The organism is Pseudomonas sp. PK-RTE-24 (assembly GCF_054052265.1).
The window spans coordinates 2,355,371-2,373,516 of the sequence record NZ_CM133224.1 but is presented as its reverse complement, the minus strand read 5'-3'; the positions used below and the strand labels follow the sequence as shown (position 1 = coordinate 2,373,516).

Here is an 18,146-nt window from a genome sequence, read left to right as displayed (position 1 = left end):
CGCTTGCAGACATCCGTTGAAACCAAATGCCGGCAACCATGGCCCAAATCCTTTAACAGGAGGACTTCATGAGTCGCGCATTCGTCAACGAAGACAACGCCGCCGCGCAGGCCGATCAGCCGGTCGAACGTCAGGTCAGCACGCAGCCCAATTACGTCACACCGCAAGGTCTGGCGCAGTTGCAGGGGAAAGTCGCCGAGCTGCAAAGCCTGCACGCCGAGCAAACGGCCAAGGGCGAGCAGGCCGACAAGCAACGTCTGGCCGATCTGCAACGGGATCTGCGCTATTTCACTCAACGCCTGAGCAGCGCCCAAGTCGCAGTCGCTGCGACCTCCACCGACAAGGTCCAAATCGGTAGCTGGGTGACCTTCGCCGACCAACACGACACTGAACACCGCGTGCAACTGGTTGGCGAAGATCAGGCCGACGCCAGTCAGGGTCTGATCAACTGGGCATCGCCGCTGGGCCGGGCCTTGCTCGGCGCCCGGCTCAACGATGAAGTGCTTTGGCAGCGACCGGCCGGCGATCAACTGATCGAAGTGATCCGCATCGAACCGGCTTAAACCACGCCCTGCGCCAACATCGCATCGGCGACTTTGACGAAGCCGGCAATGTTCGCGCCTTTGACGTAATTGACCTGACCGTTGTCTTCGCCGTAATGCACACAGGCGTGGTGGATCGACTGCATGATCGCGTGCAGCTTGCTGTCCACCTCGCCCGCCGTCCACAGCAGGCGCATGGCGTTCTGCGACATTTCCAGACCACTCACGGCAACACCGCCCGCATTCGACGCCTTGCCCGGTGCGAACAGAATGCCGGCCTCGATAAAGATATCCACAGCCTCCAGCGTGGTCGGCATGTTCGCGCCTTCAGCCACACAGACGCAGCCGTTGCGCAGTAGCGTGCGTGCGGCCTCGGCGTCGAGTTCGTTCTGCGTCGCGCAGGGCAGCGCGATATCACACGGCAGCGACCACGGATGTTGGCCGGCGCGGAATTCCAGACCATGGGCGCTCGCCAGTTCGCTGATGCGCCCGCGTTTGATGTTCTTCAGCTCCAGCAGCGCCAGCCACTGTGCTTCGCTCAAGCCTGCCTCGCAGTACAGCGTGCCTTCGGAATCGGACAGGGAAATCACCTTGCCGCCCAGATCCATCACTTTGCGCGCCGCGTACTGGGCAACGTTGCCGGAACCGGAAATCGCCACGCGCTTGCCTTCCACGGTCTGCCCACGGCGCTTGAGCATTTCTTCGGCGAAGTACACGCAGCCGAAACCGGTGGCTTCCGGGCGAATCAGGCTACCGCCGTAGGTCATGCCCTTGCCGGTGAGGACGCTGGTGAACTGGTTGCTCAGGCGCTTGTACTGGCCAAAGAGGAAACCGATCTCCCGCGCACCGACACCGATATCACCGGCCGGCACGTCAACGTCGGCGCCGATGTGGCGATACAACTCGCTCATGAACGCTTGGCAGAAACGCATGACCTCGGCGTCGCTCTTGCCCTTCGGATCGAAGTCGGAACCGCCCTTGCCGCCGCCCATGGGCAGGGAGGTCAGCGAGTTCTTGAAGGTCTGCTCGAAGGCGAGGAATTTCAGCACGCCGAGGTTCACCGACGGATGGAAGCGCAGGCCGCCCTTGTACGGGCCGATGGCGCTGTTCATCTGGATACGGAAGCCGCGATTGACCTGGACCTTGCCCTGATCGTCGACCCACGACACGCGAAACACCACCGCGCGCTCCGGCTCGCAGATACGCTCGAGAATGCCTGAAGTCAGGTAATGCGGATTGGCTTCAAGAAACGGCCACAGACTGCGCAGGACTTCTTCGACAGCCTGGTGGAATTCGGGTTGATCCGGGTCGCGTTTTTTCAGGCGCGCAAGGAAGGATTCGACGGATTCGATCATGGGCAAAGTCTCGGCAAATTTATTGTCGTTGGAGGAGATTGGGCCGGACTGTAACAAACGAATTGCGCACAGGAACAGAGCAAAATGTCGCAGTTATGAAATTAAATGGTGCACAGGATATAAATCCGAGGGGTATTTGATCCGTTTTTGCACCTGAGTGGGGAGCACAGATCCAAGACTTGCACCAACAGTTACACCGTATTCGCGAGCAGGCTCGCTCCCACATTTGGAATGCGTTACCCCTGTGGGAGCGAGCCTGCTCGCGAAAGCCGCAACTCGGTTTATCAGGAAAAACCCAGGGCAAAAAAAACGGAGCCCGAAGGCTCCGCTTTCTGCAACCAACCCGATTTCAGGCCAGTTTCTTGTGACGTACCCGGTGTGGCTGGGCCGCTGCTTCGCCGAGGCGCTTTTTGCGGTCGGCTTCGTACTCGGTGTAGTTGCCTTCGAAGAACACCGCTTGCGAGTCGTCTTCGTACGCCAGGATGTGCGTGGCGACACGGTCAAGGAACCACCGATCGTGGGAGATCACAATGGCGGCGCCCGGGAAGTCCAGCAGGGCTTCTTCCAGCGAACGCAGGGTTTCCACGTCGAGGTCGTTGGACGGTTCGTCGAGCAGCAGGACGTTGCCGCCCTCCTTCAGGGTCAGCGCCAGGTGCAGACGACCGCGCTCACCGCCGGAGAGGTCCTTGACGAACTTCTGCTGATCGCCGCCCTTGAAGTTGAAGCGACCGACGTAGGTACGCGACGGGATCTCGTAGTTGCCGATGCGGATCTGGTCGGAACCGTCGGAAATCTGCTGGAACACGGTCTTGCTGCCGTCGAGGTCTTCGCGGCTCTGGTCGACGCAGGCCAGTTGCACGGTTTCACCGATTTCGATGCTGCCCGAATCCGGAGTTTCCTTGCCCATCAGCATGCGGAACAGCGTCGATTTACCGGCACCGTTACCGCCGATCACGCCGACGATGGCGCCTTTCGGCATGGAGAACGACAGGTTGTCGATCAGCACGCGATCGCCGTAGCCCTTGGTGACGTTCTTGAACTCGATGACCTTGTCGCCCAGGCGTGGACCGGCCGGGATGTAGATCTCGTTGGTCTCGCTGCGCTTCTGGAATTCCTGCGATTGCATTTCTTCGAAGCGTTGCAGACGTGCCTTGGATTTCGACTGGCGGGCCTTGGCGCCTTTGCGCACCCACTCCAGTTCTTCTTTCATGGCTTTTTCGTGAGCCGACTGCTGCTTGGATTCCTGAGCCAGACGATCGGACTTGGCTTCGAGCCAGCCCGAATAGTTGCCCTCGTAAGGAATGCCCGCGCCGCGGTCGAGTTCCAGAATCCAGCCGGCGACGTTGTCGAGGAAGTAACGGTCGTGCGTGATCGCGACCACGGTGCCCGGGAAGTCGTGGAGGAAATGCTCCAGCCACGCCACCGAATCGGCATCCAGGTGGTTGGTCGGTTCGTCGAGCAGCAGCATGTCCGGCGCGGACAGCAGCAGACGGCACAGGGCGACACGGCGCTTTTCACCACCGGACAGGTGTTCGACTTTCGCGTCCCAGGCCGGCAGACGCAGTGCATCGGCAGCAACTTCCAGCTGGCGCTCGAGGTTGTGGCCGTCGCTGGCCTGCAGGATCGCTTCGAGCTTGGCCTGTTCAGCAGCAAGCTTGTCGAAGTCGGCATCCGGGTCGGCGTAGGCCGCGTAGACCTCGTCCAGACGCGCTTGCGCATCCTTGATCACGCTGACCGCTTCCTCGACCACCTCACGTACGGTCTTGGCAGGGTCGAGCTGCGGCTCTTGCGGCAGGTAACCGATGTTCAGGTCCGGCATCGGACGGGCTTCGCCTTCGAACTCGGTGTCGACGCCAGCCATGATTTTCAGCAGCGTGGATTTACCCGAACCGTTGAGGCCGAGCACGCCGATCTTGGCGCCGGGGAAGAAGGACAGCGAAATGTTCTTGAGGATTTCCCGCTTCGGCGGAACAACTTTGCCCAGCCGATGCATGGTGAAGACGTATTGAGCCATGGAGAACCTTGGGTCAGTGACAGATGAATGATTGGAGCGCAGGCGATGCCTGGCCAGACTGTGCGCGTCGTTCACTTGATCGCAATCAATGCGTGCGCGCTGGAAAAAGTCTGATTGTAGGGGCTGGAACGCCCCCGGTCTAACCGGCAAAGCTACCTTAATGCCGGAAGGCAGTCCAGCCGAGAGGGGCTGGCACTTCGCCACAACTCAAGGCATGCTAGCCGCCCTTCGGGCGTCCGGCTTATAGTGCACGTCGCGCCAGTCCAGCCAAATCGCAGGATCACAGCTTGACCAATGTCACTCCGCCAGCCTCTGTGAGCAGCACCCCACCGGCGCCCGGCTCGCCCCTGCGCGGGACATTGAAGGGTGCGCTGGCCACCCTCGTGCTGTTATTGCTCGCGTTGCTGTTCTGGCAACTGCTCGATCAATTGCGTGAAACCCAGAAGAACCAGCGCCAGTACACCATCGATTACACCGCCGATCTCGCCGCTCAGGTCAGCCTGAACATGGCGCTGAATGCGCAAATCGCCCTCAATCTGCTACCGATCGTCGAACAACCGCAAACTGCCGACGAACAGCAGATGCTCCTGCGCAAGTTGCAACGCTCGCTGCCCGACCTGCGCAGCATGGCCCTGCTCTCACCCTCCGGCCGCATCATCAGCGACAGCGCCACCGACAGTTCCGACGCCGATTACCTGACCGAACTGGTGCGCCGCAGCCGCGCCCAGGCGCATTACTTCAGCAATGCCGATGACGGCTCGGTGGTGCACCTGCTGTTGCATCAGGCCAGCGGCAGCAGTCGCGGTTACTGGGCCTTGCGCCTGACGCCAACCTTCTTCGACTCGCTGACCAAACAGGACGCCACCGCCCTGCGCCCGTTGTGGCTGGTGGAAAACCGCCTCAATCACCAGATCATCAGCCGCGAAGCAGGGCTGCCCTCGGTCAAGGCTGGCGGGCTGACGCCTGACGATGTCGCCAACACCGTACTGACCGTGCCGCTGAGCAGCAGCGACTGGCAACTGCGCGGGCTGTTCGACCGCCAGCGCGTACTGGAAGAATTGCTGCCGGCGTTCATCGGCAAATGCCTGCTCGGCCTGGCGTTCTCGATGTTGCCGGTGATTGCACTGCTAAACATGCGTCGGCGCCAGCGCCAGGTGCATGAAGGCCGGCGGCGTTACCAGGATATTTTCGAAGGCACCGGCGTGGCCTTGTGCGTGCTTGACCTGTCCGGCCTCAAGCAGATGTTCGACAAGGCGCAGATCCAGACCAGCGACCAGCTCAAGGCCTGGCTCGACCAACCGCAGCAGCGCCAGCAGTTGCTCGCGGAAATGCGCGTCACCGAGGTCAATCAGGTCGCCCTGCAACTGCTCGATGTGCATTCCTGCGACGATGCCTGGCAACTGCTGATCGATGGCCAGCGCCATCCGCAGTGCGCGATCGGTCAGCAGATCCTCGACGCCGTCCTGCAGCAGCAGAAACAGCTGGAACTGGAAATCAAACTGCCCAACAGCAACGGTCGCGACCAGCATCTGTGGATGGTTTTGCGCCTGCCGAGCGAGCAGCACGACTATAAAGCGGTGATCCTCAGCATCAACGACATCACCAGCCGCAAGCTGATCGAGCTGTCGTTGCTGGAGCGCGAAGGCTTCTGGTCGGACGTGGTGCGCACCGTGCCGGATCATCTGTATGTGCAGGACGTGATCAGCCAGCGGATGATTTTCAGCAACCACCACCTCGGCCAGACCCTGGGCTACAACCGCACTGAATTGCATCAGATGGGTGAATACTTCTGGGAAATCCTTCTGCATCCGGAAGACGCCGACTATTACCATCGCTCGCGGCAGTTGCAGCGCCACGCCGGTTACAGCCAGCTGTTGCAATGCCAGTTGCGCTTCCGTCATCGCGACGGCAAGTGGCGGCGCTTCGACATCCGTGAACAGGCGCTGGCGCGGGACAAGCACGATCAGGTCACGCGGATCATCGGCGTGGCCAAGGACATCACCGAACAGATCGAGGCCAGCGAATCGCTGCGTGACAGCGAGCAGCGTTACCGCATGCTCGCCGAAAGCATCAGCGACGTGATTTTCTCCACCGACAGCAAGCTCTCGCTGAACTACGTCAGCCCGTCGGTGCAGGCGGTGCTCGGTTACAACGCCGAATGGATTTTCCAGAACGGCTGGCAATCGATCATCGCCAATCCCGGGCAACTGAATGGCATTCATGTGCTGATGGACCGCGTCAGCAAGGCGCTGGACAAGCCCGAGCAACTGGCATTGCTGCGCAGTCAGGTGCAAACGCAGCTGTTCCTCTTCGATTGCCTGCGTGCCGATGGCCGCAAGATTCCGATCGAACTGCGCCTGGTGCTGGTGTGGGACGAGCACGGCGCGTTCGAAGGCGTGCTCGGCGTGGGCCGCGATATCAGCCAGCAGCGCCGTGCCGAAAAAGACCTGCGCATGGCCGCTACGGTATTCGAGCACTCGACTTCGGCAATCCTGATCACCGACCCGGCCGGCTACATCGTCCAGGCCAACGAAGCGTTCAGTCGGGTCAGCGGCTACAGCGTCGGCGAAGTGCTCGACCAGTTGCCGAACATGCTCACCGTCGACGAGCAGCAGGATGCGCACCTGCGCTACGTGCTCAAGCAGTTGCACGAGCACAGCACCTGGGAAGGCGAAGTGTGGATGAAGCGCCGTAACGGCGAGCATTACCCGGCGTGGGTCGGCATCACTGCCGTGCTAGACGACGAGGGCGATCTGGCCAGTTACGTGTGTTTCTTCAGCGACATCAGTGAGCGCAAGGCCAGCGAGCAGCGCATCCACCGCCTCGCCTATTACGATGCCCTCACCCATTTGCCGAACCGCACGCTGTTCCAGGATCGTCTGCACACCGCGCTGCAAGCGGCCGAACGGCAGAAGTCGTGGGTGGTGCTGATGTTCCTCGACCTCGACCGTTTCAAACCGATCAACGACTCCCTCGGCCACGCCGCCGGCGACCGCATGCTCAAGGACATGGCCACGCGCCTGCTGGCCTGCGTCGATGACGACGACACCGTGGCTCGCATGGGCGGCGACGAATTCACCTTGCTGCTGCAGCATCGCTCCAATCGCGAACTGGCGCTGAACCGGGCGATTCATGTCGCCGAGCAGATTCTCGCCAGCCTGGTGCGGCCGTTCGTGCTCGAGGGCCGCGAGTTCTTCGTCACCGCCAGTATCGGCATCGCCCTGAGTCCGCAGGACGGCAACGAACTCAGCCAGTTGATGAAGAACGCCGACACGGCGATGTACCACGCCAAGGAACGCGGCAAGAACAACTTCCAGTTCTATCAGGCCGACATGAACGCCAGTGCGCTGGAGCGTCTGGAACTGGAAAGCGATCTGCGCCATGCGCTGGAGCAGAACGAATTCGTCCTGTATTACCAGCCGCAGTTCAGTGGCGACGGCAAGCGCCTGACCGGCGCCGAAGCGCTGCTGCGCTGGCGCCATCCACGTCGCGGGCTGGTGCCGCCGGGTGATTTCATTCCGGTGCTGGAAGAGCTCGGCCTGGTGGTGGACGTTGGCGACTGGGTCATCAGCGAGGCCTGTCGACAGCTGAAAACCTGGCACCAGCAACGGGTGCGGGTGCCGAAGGTCTCGGTGAACATTTCCGCACGGCAGTTCTCCGACGGCCAGTTGGGCACCCGAATCGCGACGATCCTGCGCGAAACCGGCCTGCCACCGGCGTGCCTGGAGCTGGAGCTGACCGAAAGCATCCTGATGCGCGAAGTCAGCGAAGCGATGCAGATTCTTGCCGGGCTGAAAAACCTCGGCCTGAGCATCGCAGTCGATGACTTCGGCACCGGTTATTCATCGCTCAACTACCTCAAGCAATTCCCGATCGACGTGCTGAAGATCGACCGTACTTTCGTCGACGGCCTGCCGTCCGGCGAACAGGACGCGCAGATCGCCCGGGCGATCATCGCCATGGCCCACAGCCTGAACCTGGCGGTGATCGCCGAGGGCGTGGAAACCCACGAGCAACTGGACTTCCTGCGTGAGCATGGTTGCGATGAGGTGCAGGGCTATCTGTTCGGCCGGCCGATGCCGGCGGGACGGTTTGAAGCGCAGTTCTGTAACGATGCGCTGTTCATGTTCGACTGAACATCTGCGGCGCGCCCTTCGCGAGCAGGCTCGCTCCCACAGGGGAATGCATTGCAGCAGGGGAATGCATCTCAAATGTGGGAGCGAGCCTGCTCGCGAAGGGGCCGGCAAAAGCACCGCACATCTGTCATGAACGCCACTTGTCTGCGACATGACGTCGTTTCATATGTCATCCAAAAGCGGTTGGGTTAGAATGCCCCCCTTTTCTGCCCCCGATCCTTGAGGACCGCCATGTTCAGCCGTGATTTGACTATTGCCAAGTACGACGCCGACCTTTTTGCCGCCATGGAGCAAGAAGCTCAGCGTCAGGAAGAACACATTGAGCTGATCGCTTCGGAAAACTACACCAGCCCAGCGGTGATGGAAGCTCAAGGCTCGGTCCTGACCAACAAGTACGCCGAAGGCTATCCGGGCAAGCGTTACTACGGTGGTTGCGAATACGTTGACGTGGTTGAACAACTGGCCATCGACCGTGCCAAGGAACTGTTCGGTGCTGATTACGCCAACGTTCAGCCGCACGCCGGTTCCCAAGCCAACGCCGCTGTTTACCTGGCTCTGCTGCAAGGTGGCGACACCATTCTGGGCATGAGCCTGGCCCATGGCGGTCACCTGACCCACGGCGCCAGCGTTTCCTCCTCGGGCAAGCTGTACAACGCCGTTCAATACGGTATCGATGCCAACGGCCTGATCGACTACGACGAAGTCGAGCGTCTGGCGGTCGAGCACAAGCCGAAAATGATCGTTGCCGGTTTCTCGGCCTACTCGCAGATCCTCGACTTCCCGCGCTTCCGCGAGATCGCTGACAAGGTTGGCGCCTACCTGTTCGTCGACATGGCTCACGTCGCCGGTCTGGTTGCCGCTGGTGTCTACCCGAACCCGGTACCGTTCGCCGACGTCGTGACCACCACCACGCACAAGACCCTGCGCGGTCCACGTGGCGGTCTGATCCTGGCCAAAGCGAACGCCGAGATCGAGAAGAAGCTCAACTCCGCAGTGTTCCCGGGCGCCCAGGGTGGCCCGCTGGAGCACGTGATCGCGGCCAAGGCGATCTGCTTCAAGGAAGCGCTGCAGCCTGAGTTCAAGGCTTACCAGCAACAAGTGGTGAAGAACGCCAAGGCCATGGCCGAAGTGTTCATCGCGCGCGGTTTCGACGTGGTTTCGGGCGGTACTGAAAACCACCTGTTCCTGCTGTCGCTGATCAAGCAGGACATCTCCGGTAAAGACGCCGACGCCGCTCTGGGCAAAGCGTTCATCACCGTGAACAAGAACTCCGTGCCTAACGATCCACGCTCGCCGTTCGTCACCTCCGGCCTGCGCTTCGGTACTCCGGCTGTGACCACTCGCGGTTTCAAAGAGGCTGAGTGCAAAGAGCTGGCCGGCTGGATCTGCGACATCCTGGCTGACCTGAACAACGAAGCGGTGATCGACGCCGTTCGCGAGAAAGTCAAAGCCATCTGCAAGAAACTGCCGGTGTACGGCGCTTAATCGCGACGTTAAACCAGCAGCATGAAAAACCGGCCAAGTGATTGGCCGGTTTTTTTTCGCCTGCAATTCACCTGTAGGAGCTGCCGAAGGCTGCGATCTTTTGATCTGGATTTTATAAACAAGATCAAAAGATCGCAGCCTTCGGCAGCTCCTACGCGGCTTTGGCCGCTGGTCAGACCGGTCATGCCAATTTCATGCTTTCCCCTTGTAATCAGGAAAAAACCAAGCCTAGACTGCGCCTGCACTGGACATACCGGTAAGACCACAATAATTAAGTCCTGCATCCGATGCGCAACGCGTGCGGCAGCCAGGACACCGACCCAGGATTCCTCCCATGCTCAGATGGTGCTCGCGTTCAATCTTCCTTCAAGTGGTTCTCGGACTGATGCTCGGCATCGTCTGCGGGCTGACCCTTCCTGAATACTCCGCTCAGCTCAAACCGCTCGGCGATGGCTTCATCAAACTGATCAAGATGCTGATTGGCCTGATCGTGTTCTGCGTGGTGGTCAGCGGCATCAGCGGCGCGGGCGATCTGAAGAAGGTCGGGCGCATCGGCCTCAAGTCGGTGATCTACTTCGAAGTGCTGACCACCATCGCCTTGGTGATTGGTCTGGTGTTCGCCTTCAGCACCGGCATTGGCAGCGGCGCGAACATTCATCTGGAGCAGCTCTCCAGCGCCGACATGGGCGACCTCGCCGAGCGCAGCCAGCACATGCACACCACCACGCAATTTCTGATGGACCTGATCCCGACCTCGGTGATCGGTGCCTTCGCTGACAACAATATCTTGCAAGTGCTGCTGTTCTCGGTGCTGTTCGGCAGTGCACTGAATCTGGTTGGCGAAGCGGCTTCCGGGATTTCGCGGCTGATCAACGAACTCAGCCACGTGATCTTCCGCATCATGGGCATGATCGTCCGGCTGGCGCCGATCGGCGTATTCGGCGCCATCGCCTTCACCACCAGCAAATACGGCCTCGATTCGTTGCAGCACCTGGGCAGTCTGGTCGGTCTGTTCTACCTGACCTGCGTCGCCTTCGTCGCGCTGATCCTCGGTCTGGTGATGCGCGTCTCCGGCCTGCGCATGTGGCCGCTGCTCAAGTACCTGCGGGAAGAACTGCTCATCGTGATGGGCACCGCCTCTTCCGACGCCGTACTGCCGCAGATCATGCGCAAGCTCGAACACCTCGGTATTGGCAGCTCGACGGTCGGTCTGGTGATCCCGACCGGGTACTCGTTCAACCTCGACGGCTTCTCGATTTACCTGACCCTGGCCATCGTATTCATCGCCAACGCCACCGGCACGCCATTGGCGATGACCGACTTGCTGACCATTCTGCTGGTGTCGCTGATCACCTCCAAAGGCGCCCACGGCATTCCCGGTTCGGCACTGGTGATCCTGGCGGCAACGCTGACGGCGATCCCGGCGATTCCCGTGGTCGGCCTGGTGCTGGTGTTGGCCGTGGACTGGTTCATGGGCATCGGCCGCGCGCTGACCAATCTGATCGGCAACTGCGTCGCCACCGTGGCCATCGCCCGCTGGGAAAAGGACATCGATGTACAGCGAGCGAACAAGGTGCTCAACGGCGAACAGGGCTATAACTTTCAACCGCGAAAAACCGTCGCTCCGGCGGCGGCGAAAGAATTCTGAATGAGTGCCGTGCCTGCCAATGCGCAGGCACGGCGCAGGGAGCCAATACGTGATTACAACTTCAACCGTCGTCAATTCAGTGGTGGAAAAACTCCGCGCCGCGTTGGCCCGAGGCCAGTGGCGCTCCGGCGACATGCTGCCGGGCCAGCGTGAACTGGCCGAACAGCTGGGCATCAGCCGGCCGAGCCTGCGCGAAGCGGTGATCGTGCTGGAAACACTCGGCCTGGTGCGCTCGATGCCGGGCAAAGGCGTGGTCGTCCTCGATGCGCAACTCAGCGACAGCCAGAGCCACGACAGCGCAGTCGCCGGGGCGAGCCTGGAAGATGTGCTGCAACTGCGCTACACCCTCGAGCCGTTCATTGTCGGGCTGGTTGCGCAATCGATCAGCAGCAAGGAAGTCGGCCAGTTGCGCCTGACCCTGATGGACATGCGCGAAGCCCTCGAAGCCGGTGACAGTGAAGCCGGGGTCAGCGCCTACATCGCCTTTCACGAAGAACTGTTCACGCTGACCTCGAACCCGATTTTCCAGAGCGTGGTGCAGCAGACCAGCAACGCGCTCAAGCAAAGTGCCGAAGTGTTGCGCAATTCACCGGAGCATCTGGCCGAACGCCTGGAAGAAAACGAAGCCGTAGTCCGCGCGATCCGCAGCAAGAACAGCGCTCAGGCCAGCGCCGAAATGCGTCGGCACATTCTGCGCGAAGGCCAGCGCATGGGCGTTGAGCTGAACATCCCGGACGACAACCTGCCCACCTGATTTGCCAGGAGAACGGCCATGAACAGTTTTGCTTCAGCCTCGCATGCCGATTCTACCGCCCTGCCCGTCTCTCGCCTGCGCATGCCGGTTGAGGAGTTGTATCCGCGACTGTTCGACGCGATTCTCGAGCAGCGTATCGATGAAGACAGCCGGTTCACCGAGGACAGTCTGCAAGCGATGTTCGGCGCCGGCCGCGCCGATGTACGACGGGTGCTGACGCAGTTGTCCCATGAGCAGATCGTGGTATTGCGCGCCAATCATCGTCCACGAGTGGCCGCGCCTGATCGGGAGCTGATCCGGCAGACCTTGCATGCGCGACGGTTGGCTGAGAACACGTTGGTGCGGTTGGCGTGTCAGCGTCCGCAGCCAGACGATCTGAAATGCTTGCGCACGTTGATAGAGCGCGAGAAGCGCGCCATCGAGCAGGATCGGCGCGGGGCGGCGATTCGGTTGTCGGGGGAGTTTCATCTGCAGTTGGCGCGGATGGCGGGTAATGTGCCGTTGGCGCATTTTCTGCGCAGTCTGGTGCCGTTGACCTCGTTGGCGATTGCGCGGAGTCAGGGTTCGACGCGAAGCTGTTGCGCATGGCAGGAGCATTTGGCGTTGGTTGAGGTTGTGGAGCGAGGTGATGCTGCCAAGGCAGAGGGGCTGATGAATCGGCATCTGGATCATCTTGAGCAGACACTGCTGGGTTCAGATCTTGAGCATTGTGCTGTCGGTTAGACCGCCTTCGCGAGCAGGCTCGCTCCCACAGTGGATTGCATTCCTTCTGACAGAATGCGTTCTACTGTGGGAGCGAGCCTGCTCGCGAAGAGGCCCGTTGAGCTATTGAAATTATCAGGCTTGTTGCGCTGCAACCCTGGCAAACCCCGCCCGAATCTTCTCTTCCGGCAAGTCATCGGCGATAAACACGATCAGACTCTCGCGCGTCTCGCCCTCGGCCCATTCGGTGTCCCAGTCGAAACCATAGAGTTTCAGCACACCCTGAAACACCAGGCGCCGATCTTCCCCGGCAATATTCAGCACGCCTTTGTAGCGCAGCAATTGCTTGCCGTGTTCTTCCAGCAGTTCGTTCATGAATTCGCTGAGCTGATCGATATCTAGCGCCTGATCGGTGCGCAGCACCAGGCTGGAGATGCGATCGATCGACGGCGCCTTGCTCACCGGACGCAAGCTCAAACCGCCGCCCAGGTCAGCATTGAGGTTGAAACCACGCACATCCAGCAGTTCAGCCAGATCGATGTTGCCATGCTCGACCACGCGGATCGGCGCGCGGCGGTTGATTCGCGTAAGGCGCTCGCTCAGCGCGGTGAACGTCGCCTCATCGACCAGATCGGTCTTGCTTACCAGCAGACGATCGGCGAAACCGATCTGCGCCTGGGCGATGGTCTGGGTCAGGTGCACGTCGGCGTGAGCGGCGTCGACCAGGGTGATGATGCCGTCGAGCAGGTAACGCTCGCGCAGCTCTTCGTCGATGAAGAACGTCTGCGCCACCGGTGCCGGATCGGCGAGACCAGTGCACTCGATCACCAGACGATCGAAGGCGATCTCGCCGCTGTCCAGGCGCTCGAGCAGCAAGTACAGCGCCTTGGTCAGATCGGTGTGAATGGTGCAGCAGACGCAGCCGTTGGCCAGGGTCATGACCTGCACCGGCTCGTCACCCAGCAACTGAGTGTCGATGCCGGCGTCGCTGAATTCGTTTTCGATCACGGCGATTTTCAGGCCGTGCTCGGCTTTCAATAAATGACGCAGCAAAGTGGTCTTGCCGGCGCCGAGGAAACCGCTGAGGACCGTTACCGGAATGGGAGAAGACAAAACCCGATCTCCTGAAAAGAATACAAAAACAAATGTGGGAGCGAGCCTGCTCGCGAAAGCGGTGTGTCAGTCAAATCCTTCATCAACTGGCACTCCGTATTCGCGAGCAGGCTCGCTCCCACAGGGGATTACCTCAACCGCAGGCTGTCAGCTCAACAGCACTTCGGCCCACCCTTGCCACCGTAACGGGCTTCCTGACGTTCGCGAAAGAACATCTCGTAGCTCATCACCGGTTTGTCCGGGTGTTTGGTTTGCATATGCTCGACGTAGGTGTCGTAGTCGGGCATGCCGACCATCAGGCGCGCGGCCTGACCGAGGTATTTACCGAGGCGACTCAGGTCATTGAACATGCTGCAATCCTCTGGTTACGCATCCGGCAGGGCCTGGAATGGCGATTCTTTATCCGTACGCTCTTTCTTGCCCCAGGCGGCGATGCCGACCTTGAGCGCATAGAACAGGATGCTGAACACCACGAACAGGAACAGCGCGGTGAGTGTGGCGTTGGTGTAGGCGTTGAAGATCACGTGCTGCATCTGCTCGACGCTTTTCGCCGGCGCCAGCACCTGACCGTTGGCCAGCGCATCGCTGTACTTCTTGGCCAGGGACAGGAAGCCGATCGCCGGGTTGGCGTCGAACAGCTTGATGAAGCCAGCAGTGGTGGTGCAGATCAACAGCCAGGTGGCCGGCAACAGGGTGACCCAGATGTAGCGCTGGCGCTTCATCTTGATCAGGACCACGGTGCCGAGCATCAGCGCGATACCGGCGAGCATCTGGTTGGAGATGCCGAACAATGGCCACAAGGTGTTGATGCCGCCCAGTGGATCGATCACGCCCTGATACAGCAACCAGCCCCACATCGCGACACAACCGGCGGTGGCGATCAGGTTGGCGGTCCACGATTCGGTGCGCTTCAGCGCCGGTACGAAGGAGCCGAGCAGATCCTGCAGCATGAAACGCCCGGCACGGGTACCGGCGTCCACAGCGGTGAGGATGAACAGCGCTTCGAACAGGATCGCGAAGTGGTACCAGAACGCCATGGTGTTTTCACCCGGCAGGACACTGTGCAGGATCTGCGCGATACCGACCGCCAGGGTCGGCGCACCGCCAGCACGGGCCAGAATGGTGGTTTCACCGATGTCGTGGGCCACGGCTTGCAGCGCTTCCGGCGTGATCGCGAAGCCCCAGCTGGTGACCATTTGCGCCACTGACGCGGCATCACTGCCGACCACGGCGGCCGGGCTGTTCATGGCGAAGTACACGCCTGGCTCGATCACCGAAGCGGCAACCATGGCCATGATCGCCACGAACGATTCCATCAGCATGCCGCCGTAACCGATGTAGCGGGCGTTGGTTTCGTTATCCAGCAGCTTCGGCGTGGTGCCCGACGAGATCAACGCGTGGAAACCGGAAACCGCACCGCAAGCGATGGTGATGAACAGGAACGGGAACAGACCGCCCTTCCACACCGGGCCGGTGCCGTCGACGAACTGGGTCAGTGCCGGCATTTTCAGCTCGGGCATGGTCACCAGAATACCGATCGCCAAGGCGACGATGGTGCCGATCTTGAGGAAGGTCGACAGATAGTCACGCGGTGCCAGAATCAGCCACACTGGCAGCGACGCGGCGACAAAACCGTAACCGACCAGCATCCAGGTAATTTGCACACCGGTGAAGGTGAAGGCTTTGGCCCATACCGGATCGGCAGCAATCTGCCCGCCCAGCCAGATCGAACCGAGCAGCAGCAACACACCGACCACGGAGATTTCGCCGATGCGGCCCGGGCGGATGTAGCGCATGTAGATGCCCATGAACATCGCGATCGGGATGGTCGCCATCACGGTGAAGATGCCCCACGGGCTCTCGGCGAGGGCCTTGACCACGATCAGCGCCAGCACCGCGAGGATGATGATCATGATCAGGAAGCAGCCGAACAGTGCGATGGTCCCGGGAATCCGGCCCATCTCTTCACGCACCATGTCGCCCAGGGAACGGCCGTTGCGTCGGGTCGACATGAACAGGACCATGAAGTCCTGCACCGCGCCCGCCAGCACCACACCGGCAATCAGCCAGAGTGTGCCGGGCAGATACCCCATCTGCGCCGCCAGCACCGGACCGACCAGTGGCCCCGCGCCAGCGATGGCCGCGAAGTGGTGACCGAAAAGAATGTGTTTGTTGGTCGGCACGTAGTCCAGACCATCGTTGTTGAGCACGGCGGGGGTGGCCCGACGCGGATCCAGTTGCATCACGTTGTTGGCGATGAACAGACTGTAGTAACGGTACGCAACCAGATAAATGGCCACGGCAGCGACCACAATCCACAAGGCGTTGATCGCCTCGCCGCGGCGCAATGCCACTACGCCCAGGGCGCACGCTCCTACGATTGCCAGCACGAGCCAGGGTAAGTGGCGCAGCAGGCTATTATTATTTTTCATTTTATTATTCCAGCCAGGGTGGACAAGAAAGACAGCCACCCCGAGTTTAGCGCTTACGGCGCCAAAGGCCATACCCCGACATAGGTCTAGACGCTTGAACGATTGGCTGGCGCCCGCATTCGCGGTCTATAGTCAGCGAACCTTCATGAGGATTGCGCCATGAGCGAGCACCCCGCCAATCGACGTCGTTTCAAACGTATTGCGTTCGATGCCCGAACCGAGCTGAAACAGGGCGAATACATCTGGCCGGTCAAACTGATCGACCTGTCGCTCAAGGGCCTGCTGATCGAGCGACCGGAGCCGTGGCTTGGGGATAAAGAGCAGGACTTCCTAGTCGACATTCATCTGAGCGAAGACGTCGATATCGAAATGGACGTGCATCTGGCCCACGAGGAAAACGGCCACTTGGGATTCATCTGCCGGCATATCAGCCTGGAATCGATCCAGCGCCTGCGCCGCTTGATCGAACTGAATCTGGCGGATGAGGCCGAGCTGGAGCGCGAACTGGGTGCGCTGATCGAAATCTGACTTGCCCCCTGTAGGAGCTGCCGAAGGCTGCTCCTACACAGGGGATTGTGGTTACTCGAAGAGTGCGTCGAGGGCCTGTTCGAGACGCGTCACGGCGATGATCTGCAAGCCGGGAGGCGATTCCTTCGGAGCATTACCCTTCGGCACGATGGCGCGTTTGAAGCCGTGCTTGGCCGCTTCTTTCAGCCGCTCCTGCCCGCTCGGCACCGGGCGCACTTCGCCAGACAGGCCGACTTCGCCGAACACCAGCAGATCATGCGGTAACGGCCGATTGCGCAAACTCGACATCACCGCCGCCATCAACGCCAGATCCGACGCTGTCTCCAGCACCTTCACGCCACCGACCACGTTGAGGAACACGTCCTGATCGTGGGTCGGAATCCCGCCGTGGCGGTGCAGCACCGCAAGCAACATCGCCAGACGGTTCTGATCCAGCCCCAGCGTCACCCGACGCGGGTTGGCCAGATGGCTGTCATCGACCAGTGCCTGCACTTCCACCAGCATCGGTCGGGTGCCTTCCCACGTCGCCATGACCACACTGCCCGGGACTTCTTCCTGGGCGCGGGTGAGAAAAATCGCCGATGGGTTGGAGACTTCTTTCAGGCCCTTGTCGGTCATGCCGAACACGCCCAATTCGTTGACCGCCCCGAAACGGTTCTTCACCGCGCGCAGCAGACGTAGACGACCATCGGATTCACCTTCGAAATACAGCACGGTATCGACCATGTGTTCCAGAACACGCGGACCGGCCAAGGCGCCCTCTTTGGTGACGTGGCCGACGAGGAAGATCGCCGTGCCGCTCTGTTTGGCGTAACGCACCAGCAGCGCCGCACTTTCACGCACCTGCGACACGCCGCCCGGCGCCGATTGCAGCTGTTCGGTGAAGATGGTCTGGATCGAGTCGATCACCATGACCTTGGGCTTTTCCTGGCGAGCGGTGGCGATGATGGTTTCGATGCAGGTTTCGGTCATCACCCGCAGTTGATCCTGCGGCAGGCCGAGACGGCGGGCGCGCATCGCCACTTGCTGCTGGGATTCCTCACCAGTGACGTACAGCGCCGGCATGCTTTTGGCCAGATTGCACAGGGTTTGCAACAGAATGGTCGATTTGCCGATCCCCGGATCACCGCCGATCAGCACAACCGAGCCATCGACCAGACCACCGCCGAGCACGCGGTCGAGCTCACCGGAAGCGGTGGAAAAACGTGGAATCTCTTCGATGCTGACTTCGGCGAGCGTCTTGATCTGCGCCTGCTGGCCAGCCCAACCGGTGCGCCCGGTGGGTGCCGTGGCGCCGCCGCTTTCGATCATGGTTTCGGTCAGGGTGTTCCAGGCACCGCACTCGCCGCACTGCCCGGCCCACTTGGGAAAGGTTGCGCCGCACTCGGTGCAGCCGTACATGCGCTTGGCCTTGGCCATCAGAACCCCCGGAACAAA

General features: G+C 60.8%; 14 protein-coding genes. 7 read left to right on the top strand and 7 right to left on the bottom strand.

Going from position 1 to position 18,146, the window contains the following annotated elements; all coding sequences use genetic code 11:
• Positions 1-68: 68 nt before the first annotated feature.
• Entirely contained in the window at positions 69-563 is a 495-nt protein-coding gene (locus ACV8MC_RS10605) for a GreA/GreB family elongation factor (protein WP_457265227.1), read from the top strand.
• Here ACV8MC_RS10605 and gdhA read toward each other — a convergent pair.
• Both gdhA and ettA read right to left on the bottom strand, forming a co-directional pair.
• The gene (gene gdhA, locus ACV8MC_RS10600; RefSeq protein WP_457265226.1) at positions 560-1,897 is read right to left on the bottom strand and encodes an NADP-specific glutamate dehydrogenase; all 1,338 of its coding nucleotides are present in this window, start codon (positions 1,895-1,897) and stop codon (positions 560-562) included. The two genes, ACV8MC_RS10605 and gdhA, sit on opposite strands and share 4 nt — an antisense overlap.
• Positions 1,898-2,246: 349 nt before the next feature.
• The gene (gene ettA / locus ACV8MC_RS10595) at positions 2,247-3,911 is read right to left on the bottom strand and encodes an energy-dependent translational throttle protein EttA (protein WP_016773108.1); all 1,665 of its coding nucleotides are present in this window, start codon (positions 3,909-3,911) and stop codon (positions 2,247-2,249) included.
• A gap of 287 nt (positions 3,912-4,198) precedes the next feature.
• On the opposite strand from ettA, the gene morA reads away from it, so the two are divergent.
• Both morA and glyA read left to right on the top strand, forming a co-directional pair.
• Positions 4,199-8,047 (top strand): cyclic di-GMP receptor MorA, encoded by a 3,849-nt coding sequence (gene morA / locus ACV8MC_RS10590; protein ID WP_056790520.1) that lies wholly within the window; start codon positions 4,199-4,201, stop codon positions 8,045-8,047.
• 231 nt (positions 8,048-8,278) lie between these two features.
• Positions 8,279-9,532, top strand: a complete 1,254-nt coding sequence (gene glyA, locus ACV8MC_RS10585) for a serine hydroxymethyltransferase (RefSeq protein ID WP_041477786.1) — start codon at positions 8,279-8,281, stop codon at positions 9,530-9,532.
• Positions 9,533-9,540: 8 nt separating this feature from the next.
• Here the strand turns inward: glyA and ACV8MC_RS10580 are convergent, their stop codons facing one another.
• Positions 9,541-9,717: a hypothetical protein gene (locus tag ACV8MC_RS10580; protein WP_177434227.1), complete on the bottom strand. Its 177-nt coding sequence runs from the start codon at positions 9,715-9,717 to the stop codon at positions 9,541-9,543.
• Between the two features lie 149 nt (positions 9,718-9,866).
• Between ACV8MC_RS10580 and ACV8MC_RS10575 the strand changes: the two genes are divergently transcribed.
• Genes ACV8MC_RS10575 through ACV8MC_RS10565 form a run of 3 tightly spaced genes read left to right on the top strand, consistent with a single transcriptional unit; the run spans position 9,867 to position 12,657 of the window.
• Positions 9,867-11,180, top strand: coding sequence for a C4-dicarboxylate transporter DctA (locus ACV8MC_RS10575; protein ID WP_041477785.1), 1,314 nt, complete (start codon positions 9,867-9,869; stop codon positions 11,178-11,180).
• A 49-nt stretch (positions 11,181-11,229) separates the two neighbouring features.
• The gene (locus ACV8MC_RS10570; RefSeq protein ID WP_016773102.1) at positions 11,230-11,934 is read left to right on the top strand and encodes a FadR/GntR family transcriptional regulator; all 705 of its coding nucleotides are present in this window, start codon (positions 11,230-11,232) and stop codon (positions 11,932-11,934) included.
• Positions 11,935-11,952: 18 nt separating this feature from the next.
• A complete protein-coding gene (locus ACV8MC_RS10565) occupies positions 11,953-12,657 on the top strand; it encodes a GntR family transcriptional regulator (RefSeq protein WP_457265223.1) in 705 nt (234 codons plus the stop codon).
• Between the two features lie 114 nt (positions 12,658-12,771).
• On the opposite strand, the gene yjiA is transcribed toward ACV8MC_RS10565, so the two are convergent.
• From yjiA to ACV8MC_RS10550, 3 genes are all read right to left on the bottom strand, one after another.
• Positions 12,772-13,749, bottom strand: a complete 978-nt coding sequence (gene yjiA / locus ACV8MC_RS10560) for a GTPase (protein WP_457265222.1) — start codon at positions 13,747-13,749, stop codon at positions 12,772-12,774.
• Positions 13,750-13,901: 152 nt separating this feature from the next.
• Positions 13,902-14,099 carry a YbdD/YjiX family protein gene (locus tag ACV8MC_RS10555; protein ID WP_003228401.1) on the bottom strand — a complete coding sequence of 66 codons (198 nt, stop codon included), beginning with the start codon at positions 14,097-14,099 and terminating at the stop codon, positions 13,902-13,904.
• A gap of 15 nt (positions 14,100-14,114) precedes the next feature.
• On the bottom strand, positions 14,115-16,181 hold the full coding sequence (locus ACV8MC_RS10550) for a carbon starvation CstA family protein (RefSeq protein ID WP_041477781.1): 2,067 nt from the start codon (positions 16,179-16,181) through the stop codon (positions 14,115-14,117).
• Positions 16,182-16,340: 159 nt separating this feature from the next.
• Between ACV8MC_RS10550 and ACV8MC_RS10545 the strand changes: the two genes are divergently transcribed.
• A complete protein-coding gene (locus ACV8MC_RS10545; RefSeq protein ID WP_041477779.1) occupies positions 16,341-16,709 on the top strand; it encodes a PilZ domain-containing protein in 369 nt (122 codons plus the stop codon).
• Positions 16,710-16,760: 51 nt separating this feature from the next.
• Here ACV8MC_RS10545 and radA read toward each other — a convergent pair whose 3' ends face one another.
• The gene (radA, locus tag ACV8MC_RS10540; protein ID WP_007909773.1) at positions 16,761-18,128 is read right to left on the bottom strand and encodes a DNA repair protein RadA; all 1,368 of its coding nucleotides are present in this window, start codon (positions 18,126-18,128) and stop codon (positions 16,761-16,763) included.
• Positions 18,129-18,146: the final 18 nt, after the last annotated feature.